Annotated in this window: 18 protein-coding genes; 11 read left to right on the top strand and 7 right to left on the bottom strand. The window is 45.6% G+C overall.

Annotated elements, in window-relative coordinates; genetic code table 11:
- Positions 1-5 precede the first annotated feature (5 nt).
- From A3L14_RS01190 to A3L14_RS01170, 5 genes are read left to right on the top strand one after another with little or no spacing between them, the layout of a single operon-like run.
- Positions 6-1,436: an alkaline phosphatase family protein gene (locus A3L14_RS01190; protein WP_055429877.1), complete on the top strand. Its 1,431-nt coding sequence runs from the start codon at positions 6-8 to the stop codon at positions 1,434-1,436.
- A 31-nt stretch (positions 1,437-1,467) separates the two neighbouring features.
- Positions 1,468-1,722: a DUF4258 domain-containing protein gene (locus tag A3L14_RS01185; protein WP_055429878.1), complete on the top strand. Its 255-nt coding sequence runs from the start codon at positions 1,468-1,470 to the stop codon at positions 1,720-1,722.
- Positions 1,719-1,934 carry a DUF2283 domain-containing protein gene (locus A3L14_RS01180; RefSeq protein WP_055429879.1) on the top strand — a complete coding sequence of 72 codons (216 nt, stop codon included), beginning with the start codon at positions 1,719-1,721 and terminating at the stop codon, positions 1,932-1,934. Before A3L14_RS01185 ends, A3L14_RS01180 begins: the two co-directional genes overlap by 4 nt.
- Positions 1,935-1,963: 29 nt before the next feature.
- The gene (gene cysC / locus A3L14_RS01175) at positions 1,964-2,509 is read left to right on the top strand and encodes an adenylyl-sulfate kinase (RefSeq protein WP_232473376.1); all 546 of its coding nucleotides are present in this window, start codon (positions 1,964-1,966) and stop codon (positions 2,507-2,509) included.
- Between the two features lie 15 nt (positions 2,510-2,524).
- Complete coding sequence (locus A3L14_RS01170; protein WP_055429880.1) at positions 2,525-3,262, top strand: sulfite exporter TauE/SafE family protein; 738 nt, start codon at positions 2,525-2,527, stop codon at positions 3,260-3,262.
- Positions 3,263-3,399: 137 nt separating this feature from the next.
- Here A3L14_RS01170 and A3L14_RS01165 read toward each other — a convergent pair whose 3' ends face one another.
- On the bottom strand, positions 3,400-4,128 hold the full coding sequence (locus A3L14_RS01165; protein WP_143597794.1) for a hypothetical protein: 729 nt from the start codon (positions 4,126-4,128) through the stop codon (positions 3,400-3,402).
- Positions 4,129-4,609: 481 nt separating this feature from the next.
- Here A3L14_RS01165 and A3L14_RS01160 point away from each other — a divergent pair, with 481 nt between their 5' ends.
- From A3L14_RS01160 to A3L14_RS01140, 6 genes are all read left to right on the top strand, one after another.
- Positions 4,610-5,233, top strand: coding sequence for a helix-turn-helix domain-containing protein (locus A3L14_RS01160; RefSeq protein ID WP_232473375.1), 624 nt, complete (start codon positions 4,610-4,612; stop codon positions 5,231-5,233).
- Positions 5,208-5,450: a hypothetical protein gene (locus A3L14_RS11890; protein ID WP_232473373.1), complete on the top strand. Its 243-nt coding sequence runs from the start codon at positions 5,208-5,210 to the stop codon at positions 5,448-5,450. Before A3L14_RS01160 ends, A3L14_RS11890 begins: the two co-directional genes overlap by 26 nt.
- Before the next feature lie 83 nt (positions 5,451-5,533).
- On the top strand, positions 5,534-6,082 hold the full coding sequence (locus A3L14_RS11885) for a hypothetical protein (RefSeq protein WP_232473371.1): 549 nt from the start codon (positions 5,534-5,536) through the stop codon (positions 6,080-6,082).
- A gap of 111 nt (positions 6,083-6,193) precedes the next feature.
- Positions 6,194-7,537, top strand: coding sequence for an AlbA family DNA-binding domain-containing protein (locus A3L14_RS01150; protein WP_055429883.1), 1,344 nt, complete (start codon positions 6,194-6,196; stop codon positions 7,535-7,537).
- 39 nt (positions 7,538-7,576) lie between these two features.
- The gene (locus tag A3L14_RS01145; protein WP_074631329.1) at positions 7,577-8,071 is read left to right on the top strand and encodes an oligosaccharide flippase family protein; all 495 of its coding nucleotides are present in this window, start codon (positions 7,577-7,579) and stop codon (positions 8,069-8,071) included.
- A gap of 50 nt (positions 8,072-8,121) precedes the next feature.
- Positions 8,122-9,651 (top strand): flippase, encoded by a 1,530-nt coding sequence (locus A3L14_RS01140; RefSeq protein ID WP_055429884.1) that lies wholly within the window; start codon positions 8,122-8,124, stop codon positions 9,649-9,651.
- Here the strand turns inward: A3L14_RS01140 and A3L14_RS01135 are convergent.
- From A3L14_RS01135 to A3L14_RS01110, 6 genes are all read right to left on the bottom strand, one after another.
- Entirely contained in the window at positions 9,648-11,144 is a 1,497-nt protein-coding gene (locus A3L14_RS01135; RefSeq protein WP_157726973.1) for an alkaline phosphatase family protein, read from the bottom strand. The two genes, A3L14_RS01140 and A3L14_RS01135, sit on opposite strands and share 4 nt — an antisense overlap.
- Complete coding sequence (locus A3L14_RS01130) at positions 11,131-12,804, bottom strand: hypothetical protein (RefSeq protein ID WP_055429886.1); 1,674 nt, start codon at positions 12,802-12,804, stop codon at positions 11,131-11,133. Before A3L14_RS01130 ends, A3L14_RS01135 begins: the two co-directional genes overlap by 14 nt.
- A complete protein-coding gene (locus tag A3L14_RS01125) occupies positions 12,788-13,753 on the bottom strand; it encodes a glycosyltransferase family 2 protein (RefSeq protein WP_055429887.1) in 966 nt (321 codons plus the stop codon). Before A3L14_RS01125 ends, A3L14_RS01130 begins: the two co-directional genes overlap by 17 nt.
- The gene (locus tag A3L14_RS01120; protein ID WP_055429888.1) at positions 13,746-14,633 is read right to left on the bottom strand and encodes a glycosyltransferase family 2 protein; all 888 of its coding nucleotides are present in this window, start codon (positions 14,631-14,633) and stop codon (positions 13,746-13,748) included. Before A3L14_RS01120 ends, A3L14_RS01125 begins: the two co-directional genes overlap by 8 nt.
- A 73-nt stretch (positions 14,634-14,706) precedes the next feature.
- Positions 14,707-15,249 carry a hypothetical protein gene (locus A3L14_RS01115; RefSeq protein ID WP_055429889.1) on the bottom strand — a complete coding sequence of 181 codons (543 nt, stop codon included), beginning with the start codon at positions 15,247-15,249 and terminating at the stop codon, positions 14,707-14,709.
- A complete protein-coding gene (locus A3L14_RS01110) occupies positions 15,246-16,553 on the bottom strand; it encodes a DUF58 domain-containing protein (protein WP_055429890.1) in 1,308 nt (435 codons plus the stop codon). The genes A3L14_RS01115 and A3L14_RS01110 overlap by 4 nt, the downstream gene beginning before the upstream one ends.
- Positions 16,554-16,555: the final 2 nt, after the last annotated feature.

Here is a 16,555-nt window from a genome sequence, read left to right as displayed (position 1 = left end):
GGAGAATGGAGTTTGAAAGGAAAGTTAAGGAGGGAATGGAGCGGACGAAGAAGGTCCTCGTCATAGGGCTGGATTCAGCCCCGCCGGAGCTGCTGTTCAACCGCTTCATAGACGACATGCCCAACGTGAAGAAGCTCCTCGAAAAGTCGGTTTACGGCCCGATGCAGACCGGCATTCCGGCGATAACCATCCCCATGTGGATGGTGATGGTCACCGGCAAGACGCCGGGCGAGCTCGGCCTCTACGGCTTCAGGCACAGGAGCGGCTATTCCTACACCGACTACTGGATAGCCCACAGCAAAAAGGTGAGAGAAAAGACGCTCTGGGACTACCTCGGCGAGCGCGGAAAGAAGTCGATAATAGTGGGCGTTCCTCCGACCTACCCGCCGAAGCCGATCAACGGCCACCTCGTGAGCTGCTTCATAACGCCAGATGCAAGCGTGGACTACACCTATCCAAAAGAGCTGAAGGGCGAGATCGAGAGGCTCGTTGGGGAGTACATCTTCGACGTCCCCTTCAGGAAGGAGGCAAAGGACGAGGTCAAGGAAGGCATCTGGGAGATGACGGAGAAGAGGTTCGAGGTAATACGCTACCTCATCCAGGAGAAGGAGTGGGACTACTTCCACTTCGTTGAGATTGGCCTTGACAGGCTCCACCACGCCTTCTGGCGCTACTTTGATGAAAACCACCACCTCTACCCTGGCAAGGGGAACAAGTACGAGAACGTCATTCCAGACTACTACAGGCTGCTGGACAGGGAGATAGGCGAGACGCTCAAGCTCATAGACCTCGACGAGACCGCTGTCTTCATCGTCTCCGACCACGGGATAAAGGCCATGCACGGCAACTTCGCGGTCAACCAGTGGTTAGCTGAGGAGGGCCTGCTGAAGGTGAAGAACCCCGAGGTTCTCCACGACGGAAAGGTCAAGCGCTTCGAGAGCCTTGAGGTCGACTGGAAACAAACAACGGCCTGGGGCTGGGGCGGCTACTACTCGCGCGTTTTCCTCAACGTCCTTGGAAGGGAGAAAGCCGGAAAGATACCGCTCTCCAGGTTCGAGAAGGTAAGGGACGAGGTTGCCGAGCAGATAAAGTCAATACGCGGCCCGAACGGCGAGAGGTGGGACACGAAGGTGTTCTACCCCGAGGACATCTATCCGATAGCGAAGGGAAGCAAGCCGGACATAATGGTCTACTTCGACAACCTCAACTGGCGCGCGGCAGGAACCGTCGGTCACCCGAGCAACTATCTCCCAGAGAACGACACCGGGCCGGACGATGCCAACCACTCCGAGTTCGGAGTGTTCTCGATGTACCTGCCCGGCTTTGACGAGAGTAAAGCAACGCAGCTGACCATCTACGACTTTGCCCCAACCATGCTCAGGCTCTTCGGGATAGAGGGGCCGCTGGCGGAAATGCATGGGAAGAGCATCCTTTAGGCTTTTTTAGATTTTATATGGGTGAAGACCAATGGAAATCAGGTTCATCCCCCATGCGCTGGAGAGGATCGAGGAGAGAGGACTATCCAAAGAACTCGTGGATGAGGCCATTTCGAATCCGGACAGTGTTTCGGGAGGATACTTCGGGAGGAAGGTCGCCCAGAAACGCCTGAACGGCAAGCTGATAAGGGTCATCTACGAGGAGACGTCTGATGGGGTGATTGTGGTCATCACGGCATACATAACCTCCAAAGTCAGAAAATATGAAGGGGGTGAGAAGCGATGAGAATATCATACGACCCAAAACACGATGTCATGTACATAAAGTTCTCGGATGCAAAGATCGTTGAGACGGTGGAAGTTGAGGAGGGGGTGCTGATAGACTACGGCGAGAACGGGGAGATAGTGGGCATAGAGATAATCAACGCCTCCCTGAGAACCCACTCGCACCCGTTGAACGAGATAACCGTGAGGATCGAAGAGGCCACTGTCCACTGACTCTGCTATCGCTGGACGGAGGAGGTAAAATGGACGAGCTGAAGAACCTTGAAAAAGGATTCACCATCTGGCTCACGGGGCCGAGCGGCGCCGGAAAGACGACTTTAGCGGTAAAGCTCGCGAGGAAGCTCAGGGAGATGGGCTACCGCGTTGAGATACTCGACGGGGACACGATAAGGAAGACGCTGTACCCGGAGCTGGGGTTCAGCAAGGAAGCGAGGGAGATGCACAACCGCGTTGTCATCCACATGGCCAAGCTCCTCAGCAGGAACGGGGTAATAGCGATAGTCTCGCTGATTTCGCCCTACAGGGCGGTCAGGGAGTACGCAAGGAAGGAGATTGGGGACTTCATCGAGGTCTACGTCTACGCCCCGCTTGAGGTGAGAATCCAGCGCGACCCCAAGGGGCTTTACGCCAAAGCCCTTAGGGGAGAGATAAAGGGCCTGACCGGCTACGATGGAATTTATGAGGAGCCTGAGAACCCCGAGGTTAGGGTGGACAGCTCGAAGATGACGCCGGAGGAAGAGGTCGAGGCGGTAATAGAGAAGGCCAGGGAGCTCGGCTACCTGCCCTGAACCGGAGGGAGGGCATTGCAAGCCACCTTTGCTGTGCTGGGCTTCCTCGTCGGCTTTCTCGTGGGCCTCACGGGTGTCGGCGGCGGGGCGCTGATGACCCCTTCCCTAATCTTTCTCGGTGTTGAACCCCTAACCGCGGTCGGAACCGACCTGCTATACGCCACTGTCACCAGAATATTCGGAGTCTTTTTCCACGGGAGGAGGGGCAGGATAAGGTACGACATAGCGCTGAGGCTATTTGCCGGCAGCATTCCTGCGGTAGTCCTTGGCGGAATAATCCTGAGGGGGATTGACAGGGGAGTCCTGAACGAGTACCTTACACCTCTCCTCGGGGGCATACTGGTTCTCAGCGCGGTTCTGGGCCTCCTCAAGGGTGAATTCGACCTCCCGGTGAGGCCGAGGTGGGCCTACGTTTATCTGCTCGGCTTCATCGTTGGCCTGACCGTCCAGTTCACCTCGGTAGGGGCGGGGGTTATAGTGAGCTTCACGCTGATGAACGTGGCCAAACTAGACCCGAAGGACGTGGTGGGGGTTACGATAGTCTACGGGCTGGCGCTTTCGGCCTTCAGCTTCCTGAACTATGCGGGCATCGGTGGGGTTGATTACGGCCTTGCAGGGACCCTTATCCTGGGGACGGTTCCGGGAGTTTACCTCGGCACCCATGTGAACCGTACAGCGGATAGGGAGAAGCTTAAAAGGGCCATGAACGTGATAATACTGCTGATTGGACTGTTCACGCTGCTCGGCAGGTGAGGGGCTTGGACGAGGTGAACCGTGCGCTTCATAGGATGGCGAGGGGAACGGAGATTGTTTTTGTCGGGACTGTAATTTCAATGCCCTTTCATCCCTGTAATAGTGTGGTTACATTACGAAAGCTCCGCTCTTTAGGGCTAAAAAATATCATGCCCAGACAACTCCGTGAGCATTTCCCTGCATCTTTCTAAGCCCTCTTGGAGGCGTTCAATGGTCTCATCCTTTTGCTTCAGCTCTTTACGCAGGGAGTTTATCATGTTAATGAGTTCGACCTCCCTCACCCGGTGTCTCATAACCACCGCGTAGATTCTCCTGCTTTCAGCAAAACGCATGTAACCTTTCCTCTCGAACTTCCCCTCCATGGACTCGTTTGCAGTGTCAAGGAATAGCTTTGCCTCCTTTAATTTTCCCTCTTCGAAGTACTTAACCGCCATCCACTTCCATGTCGCAATTCTCATGTTTTCCAAATCCTCGTTGAATTCCCGAAATTCGTTCAGAACCTGCTTGGAGAGTGGTGCGTCTCTCTTCATGAACTCCTGAAGGAGGAACCCGATGTATTTCCATCCCTGATTGTTTATCTGGTACATGTACTTATAACCGCAGTTGTACTCCCTCCCCTTCCTGTTTCTGCACTTTCTCTCCACCTTTCTCCTCCTGAGGAAGCCCATGGTGTAGAGCCACCTCAGGTCGTTTGAGACTAGCTTTGGCTGAAGGCGCTCTATCCATTTAGGGTCACTGGTGAGGTTGAACATGATCAGTGTGAGGTCCTCGGATACGGTTTTTGAATCGAACTCATCACTTCCGTATAATTCAGCGAGCATCAGAAGCGACCACTTGTAATCAACCATAGGTTTCTGCATGGTCATCACCCAATTAAGTGATGACTATTCAAATTTTTAATATGTTCTGAGGAGACTGCTCGACCAGCGAGATCCAGCGTCAAGTTTTCACGCTGATTCATTTGGATTGGAATTTCGAAGCAAAAATTGGGATCTTGTTCGCTAACGTTCTGATTTTGCGCTCTCTGGAATTATATGAATTTTTTGTTAAGTCAACATTTCATTAGAAGCTGCCATGAACTCACGCTCGATGATGCCATTAATGTGGAGAGGATCATGAAGGCCCTTCTCCTTTCAGGCTGCCTGCGTTCACAGGACTTGGAATTATCGACGGCCCAGGTGAAAAAGTTCAAAACCACCAGCTTTTAGGGAATTAGACAGTCTTGCTCAAGAAAGACCATGAATTGAAAAGGTGAACCCCCTAAGCGGTGCAAGCCAAACTGCCCACGTTTTGTTATCATCAATATCAACAAAAGACTTTTAAACATTTGTTGATATTGCAGATTCGGTGGAGAAAGTGAAGCCCCCTACTTCCAGGGAAAAAGTTTACAGCCTGCTTTTTGACCACAGCCCAATCTCGATCCCCGAAATCTCCAGAGTCACCGGGATGAACTATAAGTATGTTTTCCAGGTTGTCAGAACTCTACGGAGGGAAAATTATATAACAAAAACGCCAAGCGGGAAGCTGGTGGTTCTGGACAGAAAAGGGCTGATATTCAGATGGGCAAAAGACAAGGAGATAATACTAAATTCTCTAAGCCCCGTAACCATGAAGCTTATCCCTGATTACGACCTGAGGGATCTTGTTCTCTTCTCCGGAAACTCCGCCCTCTGGCTGCTCGGCAAGGTAATCAGCCCGGCAGGGGGAATTCTCTACACCAGTGAAAAAACCTTTGAGGGACTCCTTGAGCTCAAAGATCCTGAAGGCTATCCCTTCAAGGTTTACATTTACGATGACTTCTACTTCAAAATCCGGAAGGAACTCAACGGGTATTACATTCCAAGCTGGGGAATGATTTTAGCAGATATGCTCGTTCAGGGGACGTATACGAGGTTCTTTGACGATGTTTTTGAGACCATCGTTTCCACGATTAAAGGTGAGAAGGATGAAAAGGCCCAAACTTTCCGATGACATATTTATTGAGGTTTATGATTCGAGGAGCCATAACAACGAGGTTATCAGGGAGTCAATAAATGCAATGTTCAAGATTGCTGAGGAGCTAAAGGGAAAGGTCATCCTTATTGGGGGCTGGAGTGTTTACTACTGGGCAGACAACGTTCTGGCCTACAACGGGGTTCCGTCAATCGACATTGACTTTCTCGCAAGGGCTGAAAGCTTTGAGAGATAAAGGAGGTTATGAAGAACCTTGGATTCCAAGGTGTGGCCTTCAGATTTGCAAAGCCTATCAAAAGCTTAATCGTCAGGGATGAAGTGAAGGTTGATTTCCTCTTTGACGAAAAGCCTTCTCGGCTCAGCTTTGATACCCCATTCGCTTCGCTAATTTTCAGAAATCGGTATTATTCGAAGGTCCACTTTGAATTTCGTGATTTTAATAGAAATACAATCGCTGAAGGGGACGTTGACGTGGCTTTTCCTGAGGCAGTCCTGGCTTTAAAGTTCGACATCTACACCAATGCGGAGGATTATCCAGACGACAAGAGGGACAAGCACTGGAAGGACGTAATTGATGTTTACTCTCTTGTAATGGGCTTCTACAAGAAAAGAGATGCGTGGCTCGGAGGGGACTTCTATCTCAGGAAGGACGTTCTAAGCGAGCTCTACAGGGCTAAAAGCTATCGTCCGACTTCAGTTTATGAGATTTTAAAGGGAAGTCAGTACCGGGAGGACATTAGGGTAATGCTGGCTGACTACGTCGGCTTCAAAGTCTTTGAGGAGAAGCTATTTGAGAGGAAATTAAAAGAACTTGAGGACGTCCTCAAAAAACGCTGGCAGATCACAGTGAAGGGTGAACCTCCATGAGTGAGGCAAGTCAGGCTTTACAAAAGATTGCAAGGGGACGGAGCTGTTTTTTCTCCATTATGCTGGAAAGCTTATTAACTAATTACTCCCTCAAAATGTTAGGTGGGCTGTATGGATGTTAAAGACCTGATTAAGAATGGAGAGAGTGAAACTATTGAGTTTAAGCGGGAGCTGAATGATTCCGTGTATAAGACGCTGTCGGCATTTGCCAACACCGACGGTGGGATTCTGCTCCTCGGTGTTGGCGATGATGGAAACATTTATGGCTTTTCTGGGAACTTGGACAGCTTAGCCAGGTCAATAAGACACAACCTCGGGATAAACCCGTCCATAAAGGTTGAGGAGATTGATGGGAAGAAAGTCGTCATTATTGAAGTTTCTCAATCCCCTGTTCCAGTTTCTTTCAGGGGGAGATACTACAGGAGGGTCGGTGCCCAGACCGTTGAGATGGGCTGGGAGGATTTGCAGAGGTTCTTCCTTCAGAAATCTGGGGCCACATGGGATTCTCTGCCATCTTCTGCAACGTTAAAAGATCTGGATGAGGAAACTATCAGAAAGTTTGTCCATATGGCCAGGAACAGGCTGCCGTACATCAATGAAAACGAGGACGTTGAGTCAATCCTCGATAAGCTGGGACTTCTGGAAGATGGAGAGATAACCAACGCTGCTCTTCTGCTCTTTGGGAAAGAGCCACAGAGGTATTATATCCAGGCCAAGGTGAGAATAGGACGCTTTAAAGATCCAGTAACAATTATAGATGACAAGGAGATTGGGGGGAATCTCTTTACCCAGGTTGAAGAAGTCATGAAAGTGATAATGGGCCACATTGGAGTTAGGTATGAGTTTGAGGGAGAACTTAGGAGAAAGGAAATCTGGGATTATCCTTTGGATGCCCTTAGAGAGGCCATAATAAACGCCCTGATTCACAGGGACTACACCGACCCGAGCAACGTGCAGATTAAAATCTTTGATGACTTCATCTGGATATGGAACCCCGGGAAGCTACCAGAGGGGATTAGCCTTGAAGACCTGAAAAAGGAAATGCACCCTTCCAGGCTTAGGAATCCTAAAATTGCCCAGGTTTTCTACTATGCCGGACTGATCGAGAGGTGGGGAACAGGAACGTTTAAGATAGTGCGTCTTTGCAGAGAGAGCGGTTTGCCCGAGCCTGAGTTTAAGGAAGAGGCGGGAGGCTTCGTTATTATTTTGAGGAAAGATATTTATACAGAGGAGTACCTGAGGAAGCTCGGTTTAAATGAGAGGCAGATTAAAGCCGTGCTCTATGTGAAGGAGAAAGGGAAGATTGGGAATAAGGAGTATCAGGAGCTGTTTGGAGTTTCAAAGCCAACAGCTTCCCGAGAATTGGATAACCTTGTTAAGAAAGGAATTTTAAAGAGAATTGGGGTTACAGGGAGAGGTACCTATTATGTGATAAAGGAATCAAAGGTATCATAAAGGGCTCATAAAGGTATCATAATTAAAAGGGTGACACTCATGAGCGATGCGACTCAGGCCCTACACAAAATCGCAAGGGGCACAGGGATAATATTTGCGGGGACGGTTATTTCAATGTTCTTCGGGTTTTTGAGCAGGGCGATAATAGCGAGGGAGTTCTCGAAGGCCGAGTATGGAGTGTTTAATTTGGCCTTGACCGTTCTGAGCATAGGGCTCGTTATAGCCACGCTCGGCTTTCAAAATGCTCTGCCCAGGGAGGTCGCGTTCTACAGGGAGAAGATGCCGGAAAAGGTTGACAGGTTGATTTCAACGGCCATCGCCATAACAGCGGTGAGTGCGGTGACAACGGCCCTCCTGATATTCTTCCTGGCCGGGGACATATCTTTGATCTTCCGCGAGGAGCGCCTGGTCAGCGCGCTCAGGGTCATAGTCCTAGCCCTCCCCTTCTCGGCTCTGACCGCAGTCATCATCTTTTGGTGTCGAGGGACTTTAGGAATGCAGTTGGACAAAGAGCGGCATTTTTTTATACTCTAAAATAATAAGAACATCGCAAAGGAAGGCAAATTCTCCTCAGGTGAGTCATCATGGATGAGACAAGCCAGGCTTTGCAGAAAATCGCAAGGGGGACGGGGATTGTGTCTTTTGGAACTGTATTTTGGTTGTTTTTTGAATTTTTAAGCAGAACAATCATAGCGAGGCATTATTCAACTTCAGAATATGGTGTTTTTAATCTATCCCTGACTGTTTTGAGTATTGCTCTTGTAATAGCTACCCTAGGCTTTCAAAATTCCCTTCCTAGGGAAGTTGCATTTTATAGAGAGAGGGAACCTTCGAGAGTTAGTGACTTGATTTCGACAGCTTCGATAATTGTAGCACTGAATAGTATAATTTGGACGATAATTTTAATCCTTGGGGCAGAGGATATTGCTCAAATTTTTAATGAAATGAGGTTAGCTTACGCTTTGAAAATAATAGCTTTTGCGTTGCCGTTTTTGGCTTTAATTGGAGTGACAATTTCAATCTCCCAAGGCTTTGGTAGGGTTAGAGAAAAGGTTTATTTTCAAAATATTATTTATCCCACACTGTTTTTGGTTCTTGTTTTGGTTGGAACTTTCTTGAACTTTCCATTTACTTTCGTGTTCTTTGTTTACGTTGTCGCTCAAGCTTTTACGCTTTTAGCGTTAATTTTTGATGTGTGGAGAGTTAGGCTTTTTGGGTTTAGGATTTCACTGAATTTAAAGATTGGGAGCGGGCTCGTAGTTTTTTCTCTTCCTTTGCTGTTTATGGGAATTTTGATTTTTGTCATGAATTGGACTGATACGCTAATGCTCGGTTATTATAGCTCATCGGAGGCCGTAGGGCTTTACAATGCTGCCTCACCATTGGCTAAGCTGATTCAAATATTTTTAATATCTGCTGGATTTATTTATGTCCCCATAGCGTCTCAGCTTTACGCTCAGGGAAGAATTGAGGAGATTGGTAGGGTTTATCAACTCCTTACAAAATGGATTTTTGTTCTCACTCTGCCGCTTTTCAGCATAGTGTTCCTTTTTCCAAGGACTACTATAAACTTCTTCTTTGGAACGAAATATGCTGAGGCAAGTTCTGCTTTAAGAATTTTAGCTTTAGGTTTCATGTGCCATACCCTCATGGGACCAAATGGTTGGAGTTTAATCATAATTGGTGAGACAGTATTTAATATGGTTGGAGATTTATTTGCTGCTATAACTAATATAGTCTTGAATGTTATTTTAATTCCTCTCTATGGGATTGAGGGTGCTGCTATGTCAACTGCTGTTTCATATTTTGTCGCTAACGTATTTAGATCGTTTTGGCTCTACAAGAGGACAAAAATCCACCCGTTTAGCTGGAATTATGCAAAGCTGTTAGTTATTAGTTTTGTTTTACTTGGAATTATCCAAACCATCCATTTGAGAGTCTCAAATATATGGTATGAAATTTTAATTTTAGTCATTTTCCTGCTAGTTTACTTATTTTTGAGTTTATTAAGTAGAAGTGTAGATAAAGAGGATGTTGAATTATTTTTGGCAATAGAAAAAAAGTTGAGGATTGAGTTAAAAATAATAAAAAGAACTTTAAGAAAGTTTGTTTAGAATTTGCCTTTTATTTTTAGTTTTTGAATTGCTTTTTTTAGTTTTTCATCTTCGTATTTTTTCTCATAGTAACTTGAATTAACGTATTTTGGCTTTTTTCTGGTGAATTCGCTATCTTCTTCAAAAATTTCTATTAAAACTCTACCATCCATATCGTTTGGAATTGGCAAGCCAAAGATATGGAGAATTGTTGGGGCGATATCATAAATTTTTGCATTTTTTATTTTGTATCTTCTTTTAATTCCAGAACCATAAGCAAAGAATATTCCATACAGCCTGTGATCTCCATTTTGGAAATATGCAACGTCTATAAGATCTCCGTAATTTTTTAATGTGTAGCCCTCCTTGGGCAGTATTATTAAATCTGGAGCACTATCTAAGCATTTCCCAAAGTATATTTCACTTTTTTCATAAACCTTAGCTATCACTTTCTCATTAGTATATGGATCTTTTAGTGAATATAGTTCTTGTTTAAGCTTGCTAATGATTCTTTTATCTTTTCTTTTGAGATAAACTGCCGCAAATGCTCCTTCGCACTCATACATTACGTCTGGGTTAATTAATTCAACTTGAGTTCTTGAACTCTCTAATATTTTTCTCTTTATGAATTCTGGTAACAAGCCATAAAGCTTGGCAAAATATATAAGCAATCCCGTTTTTTTTGCAAAGTTAATTAGCCACTTTGTGACACTTGAGATGCTACTACCTCTTTCTTTGATTAGTCCTAATTTAGCAAGAACTAAACTTAAGTTTATAGTCTTTTCTATTTTGCCAAAGCCATGGTCAGAAACTATAAATAGTAGTGTTTCATGGTCTATTTTCTCGAGAACTTCACCAAGAAAACCATCCAAATATTTCCAGTACTCTTCCATCTCCCTTGTTCCCCATAATATGTGCTGAATTCTATCTGGACCTATAAATACAAAAAACATTAACCTCCAAGGCTTATTATCAAAAAGATACCAAAATAACTCAATTCTCTTTTTTGTCATTTTATATAAGTGGGTAATAAACTCTTTTTCTTTTCCCACATATTTACTCCAGTCAAGCTCAATGATATAATCTGGAATTTGTTCTAATAATTCATTTCTGAATTCTGGTGGATAAGTAAACTCAGAATCTAAGGAAGGAGTGAGCATGCCAGTAACCATGATTCCATTTATTCTTCGAGGAGGATATGTAAATGGGACATTAATAACAAGAGTTCTATCTATATAATCCCATAGTTCTTTTGATTTTTTATTTCTTGAAGTATATATTAATTTTTTCCAACCATTTTCAGTTTTTATTATTCTAGCAAAGCTGTATATTCCATGATTTCCAGGATTTTTTCCTGTTACCATTGAGGTCCATGCTGGAGGTGTTACTGGAGGAATTGTGCTTTCTAAAGGGCCAAACGCTCCTAGATCTATTAGACGCTTAAAATTTGGAAGTTTCCCACTGTTTGCCCAATTCCAAATAGTCTTCCAGTCTGCTCCATCAAATCCTATCACTAATACTTTCCTCATACTTTATCACTCCTTTAGTTTTGTCAATGCAAAGCAGGAAATCACGAGAGGCATAAATAATCTTTCCGAGTATCATGCACTTTTTTCGTTCATTATAATATTGTTCTTCTTCACCGTACATTTTAGCTAATTCATAAAATCCCTTATCAAAAATTAAAAGGGCAGTAGTAGCAGCGCTTGGTTTATAATTTTTCAGAATGTATAACATTCTTACAATAGGGCTTCCTTTTTTTATGACTATTGAATCATTTGAGTTGCTAAACTTGTTTTCTATGAAGAATATACCCTGAATTTCTGAAAGAGTTACATGGTCATATCTCTCATTGCCATAATGAACAAATATGTGTAGAAACGGCGAGATCAACAGAAAGATTATTAAAAGCACCTTAAGATGACTTGCACTTAGTTCTGAGATATAATACACAAATGCTGGTATTGAAAATAAAAAGACTCTGATTAGTAGTTCATTTCCGTATGACCCAACTACAATAACTGATGTTAAGATACTTATTTCAGCTAAAGTAAATAATATATCAGTAGTTTCCAATTTTTTATTATATCTAATTCGTTGAATAAATCCAAAAATGGCTAAAATTACGGAAAGTATTGCAAAAATGATCATGGCTTTAGCTACAAGTACGTGACTATAGTCTCCCTGAGCTCTTGCAAGAGTGCCATGGAAAAAGTAAAAGTATGATGATAGTCCCAATTTTAAGAAAACTTGAAAGTTATCTACTATTTTATGTATATTTTCTCTTAGGTAATCATATGAAAAATATATGCTCCAAGAAACAAATAGTAATACAAATATAATAAAAGTTCTGTGCTTGATGTTTATAATTCTTGGTATCCGTCTAGTATTCATCATTATGAATAGTAATAATAAAAATCCGCCTGCAACTAATGAGGACAGGAAATGAGTTGTTATCAATCCGATTAATACAAGCATAAGAGCAAAATATATTTCTTTGGGAGAATTTATATTTGCTAATAATAAATAATACATTAACAACCATAGCAAAAACCCTAATGATTGAGGGGAAAAATAGCTCTGATTAATCCAGTTCAGCATAGGGAAAAGCAAGACTGCTATGTACTTTTTATAGCCTTTTCCTTCTATTTTTAAAAATATCAAGTAGACAAAACCCATATATATTAAAGTTATTATTAGTGGGTATATCCTTAGAAAATTGAATTGATCAGATTTGGTTGGTAATCCTATTAGATACAAATATGCTCCCAAAATAGAGAACGATGGCCAATTATGATAAAATATGCGATTTGAATCTATTGTTCCCGTTTTAAGTATAAAATCTGAGAATGAGTATGCAAAATAAGTATATCGAAATCTAGGAAGAGGTTCTATGTACACAGGAAGTGAAAAAAGTAAAAATGCAGTATAAAACATCTGAACTAAAAATATGAATTTAGATTGTATCAAAAGTATATTTAAGATAATATTTATTGTAAAAATTAACAGGGAAAGAAGATATACTATGCCAGCACCTGTTTCAAGTAGCGTAGGAAGAAGCCCCATTTCTTTGAAAGTTACTTCTTGACGGTACAAAGAAATAAGGGAAAGTGTTGCCAGTACTATTGAAATAATAAATGAGAGCATCACAATGTGTTTACTTGACATGTTCATTATCTTTCCACCTTGTGCTGTTTATAGTCAATGCTCCAATAACCATGCCCACGATTATTACGACACCTGTTGCTATTAAAACTCCTAATTGTTCCAAGCCAGACCTTGGATTTTTAAATTTTAAAATGTTGATTAATCTTTCGGGAATCGATACTTTTATGAGGTATCTTCTCATGTAAATATCTTGATTATTGAAGGTTCGGTGATACCTTTTTGCAATTACTATCGATTTTCCGTAATTAAATCCTCTCTGGAGAACATATGTAAATTTGGCTCTATATGGGAAAATTTTATGATACACAATAGCTCTTGGTGTATATAGGACTTTATATCCCCTTGAGGCTATTCTAAAAAATAATTCAGTTTCCTCCCCAACCAATTGCTTATTATCTACTCTTCCAAAATTTGGATTAAATTTCCCTATAGTATCAAAAATGTTCTTTTTGAATGCCATATTTGATCCAAATAATCTCTCAACAAACCTCTCTTCATTTTTAAAACCTTTATAGGTACAACCTATTGTCCAGTACAGCTCTTCTGGAAGCCATGATGGTTTTTTAGTGAGCCATAATGGATATATAGGCCCTCCAACAGCTACTATATCCTCCTCTTTGTAATTATTAAATGCATTAACAATTTCTTCTATCCAACGTAGGTCAGGTATAGCATCATCATCCAAAAAAGCAACTATCTCTCCTGTTGAATATAAAACACCTGTATTCCTGGCTCCAGATAGTCCTGGAGGTTCTTTATGTAAAATAACTTTAGAAACTTTATCTCCAACTATCTTAATTAGTTTTTTATACGTACTTTCTTTTCGATCTACTACAATAATAATTTCTAAGCTTTTGTAGGTTTGAGACTTTAAAGCATGAATAATATCTAATATATCCTTGACACGGTTTTCTGAAAATGCCGTAATTATAACAGAAACTAGAGGGTTATTCATTAGTTTGCCCCCCTTTCACCATCCTCGCTAAGACGTTCAGCGTCAGCCCCGCAATGAACAGCTGAATCCCGATGATCACGAAGATGCCGGCGCCTATGGCCTGGGTCAGATAAACATTACCCCCCTGATAATATGGCTTCAGCGCCATATACCCGAGGATGCCTGCGGTGATGAATGATATCAGACTCAAAACCCCAAACAGCAGCAGAGGCCTCCTGTACCCTATAAGCCCGATAATGCTCGCCAGCACGCCAAGACCATGAGTAAGGGGGTTCTTCTTGTGCCTGTTTGGGACATCGTAGCGGACGCTTATCGGCACCTCCATGAGTTTAATCCCCCTCTCGCTCGCCTTCACTATCATGTCCGTCTCTATTGAGTAGCCATCACTGTTTAAGTCCAACCTCTCAAGGGCCCTCCTGTTCAGCGCCCTGAAGCCGCTCTGCGAATCGACATCAACGTTCGAGGCCACTTTGGTGCTTTTGTTCAGCACCCACAGCCCCAGCCGTCTGTAGACGGGGATTTCCTTTTTGCTTCCGTTCAAATACCTCGACCCTATCACGAGATCCGCCTCGCCCCTGATTATGGGCTTCATGAGGAGGGGTATCTCGTCGGGATTGTGCTGGCCATCTGCGTCAAGCGTAACAACAATCTCATACTCACGGCTCAAAGCGTACTCGAAGCCCGTTTTGAGTGCCGCACCCTTGCCCCTGTTGACTGAATGCCTTATCACGACCGCCCCGGCTTTCTGGGCTATCTCTGAGGTTCTATCGGCTGAGCCGTCGTCAACGACTAAAACGTCCCCGTACTTCCTGGCTAAGGCAACGACCGAACCAACCGTCAGCTCCTCGTTGTAGGCCGGGATGAGTATCAGCGTCCGCATGGAACTCACCGTTACAATTTGGGGGGATACACAGCGCAGAGGACACGCAGGTAACGCAACAACTCCCTTTTCATCACTCCCTAAACAGATCAACCTTTTTAAGATTTCCCCTGAGGGTCGTTATGACGGCCAGGAACAGGGCGAAACCTGCCAATACGACGGCCTGGTTGGAAGCGCCCCCCGGGACGTCCAGATAGCCCCTCGCCGCTGTGAACAGGAGGAGCATGGCACCAATAACACCGGCAACCCTAGTGTCTATCCTGAACCTCACCGCGAAGTAGAAAACGCTTCCGGCTATGAAGGCCTCCGGGAAGAAGATGCCAGCAATCAGGAACGGAACAACGAAGAGCTCAAGCCTCGATATTCTCCTCCCGAGGAGGGAGTCGTCGAGGAGGAGCACCATGGAGGAGGCGTAGACCAGGGCGGTGACCAGGCCATCGTAGGTGTACAGGCCTGACGAGAAGACTTCTCCGCCGGTGTAGAGGGCGAAGAGGAAGTACGCCACCAGCCCAGCGTCGCGATTTTTCATGGAGACTATGTAGACCAGTGGGGCGAGGAGGAGGACACGGCTCCCGGTCATCAGGCCCGCAATCACCGCGGATATTACCCCTATCATCTCCCCCACCCCTCCAGTTTCATGATTTCCCTTAGGTAGTCGCTCGGGCCGAGGTCTATCGTAGGCGCCAGGAGGTTGAACTTCCTCAGGAGGTTCTCCCTCTCAACGTAAGCCCTGTAGAGCCTCTCAAGGGTCTTCTCGTCCAGCCTCCCGGAGTAGAAAAGCACGGGGTTGGGGGAGAGCACCATGACCCTGTGGGCCCTAACGGCAGTCGCTATGGCCCGGTAGAGCTCCCGCGGGTTGCTGAGGTCGGTTATGAATATTATGTACGACGGGTTCTTTACCAGGGACAGCCCTTCAAAGACCCCAGTGGGGCCCTTCCTGCCCTTCCTCAGGGGCAGAACCTTGCCGAGGAACTCCCTGGCCTTTTCGCCCATCCGGATGTCAAACTCAAAGCGCATGCTCATAGCCCCGCCCTTTCCCCTGATTGAGAGCCTCTCCCTGATGGCCTCCACCTGGGACGGGCCCTTTCCGGGCGGGAGGAGTTCTGCACGGGCATCGTCGTAGATGACCATGCCGACCCGGAACCTGCTAACGAGGTTGGCCGCAAGCTGCAGGGCAAGGGTCGAGGCGTAGTCTATCTTTGCCCTTTTTATGCCCTTCCGCATCTCGGAGGTGTTGTCGAGGAATATGTAGACGTCCGCGTTCTCCTCCCGCAGGAAGTCCTTCACAACCAGCTCGCCGAGCCTGGCTGTTGCCTTCCAGTCTATCCTCTTGAAGTCGTCCCCGTGCTGGTACTCCCTCAGGTCCTTTATCTCCAGGCTCTCTGTCCCGAGGAAGGCCCCCTTCCTGTAGGCCTCGGCGAGGCGGAGGTTGTGGTCGGCCCTCACCGCGTCCCTTATGCCCTCAATGCTCGGACGAACCAGAACCCCCAACCCTTCTCCAAGGACGAACTCCTCCACGTACAGGCCCCTCGGATCAAGGGCGATGGCCCTCGGGGGCCTTAGCGTGAACCTCCCCTTCGCCCTGGGGACGATGGAGTATGTGACGGTCTTCTCCTCCCCGGAACCGAGGAAAATCTCGACGGGTTCGGCCTCAAAGCCGGGGGTTTCCTCGCGCACCCTAACGAAGACGTCTCCCCCGGTGTTCCTGAGCCTCAGGGCGGCGGTTACAGCCTTCCCCTCCTCAAGCTTTGTGCCCTCGATGGCCCTCTCGCCCGAGACCCCAATCCTGGTTACCAGCCTGAGTCCGTAGAGGTACAGGAGGAGGAAGACCCCCAGCAGGGCCGGGGCCACGTTCCCCCCGAGGTAGCCCTCAAGGACGAGGAGGAACGATAGAAGGATCAACAGGTCTTCGCGCTTCATCG

Origin of the sequence: Thermococcus thioreducens (assembly GCF_002214545.1) — an archaeon.
Classification (GTDB): domain Archaea; phylum Methanobacteriota_B; class Thermococci; order Thermococcales; family Thermococcaceae; genus Thermococcus; species Thermococcus thioreducens.
Note: the sequence above shows the minus strand (reverse complement) of the source record. Positions and strands in the feature narration are given on the sequence as shown.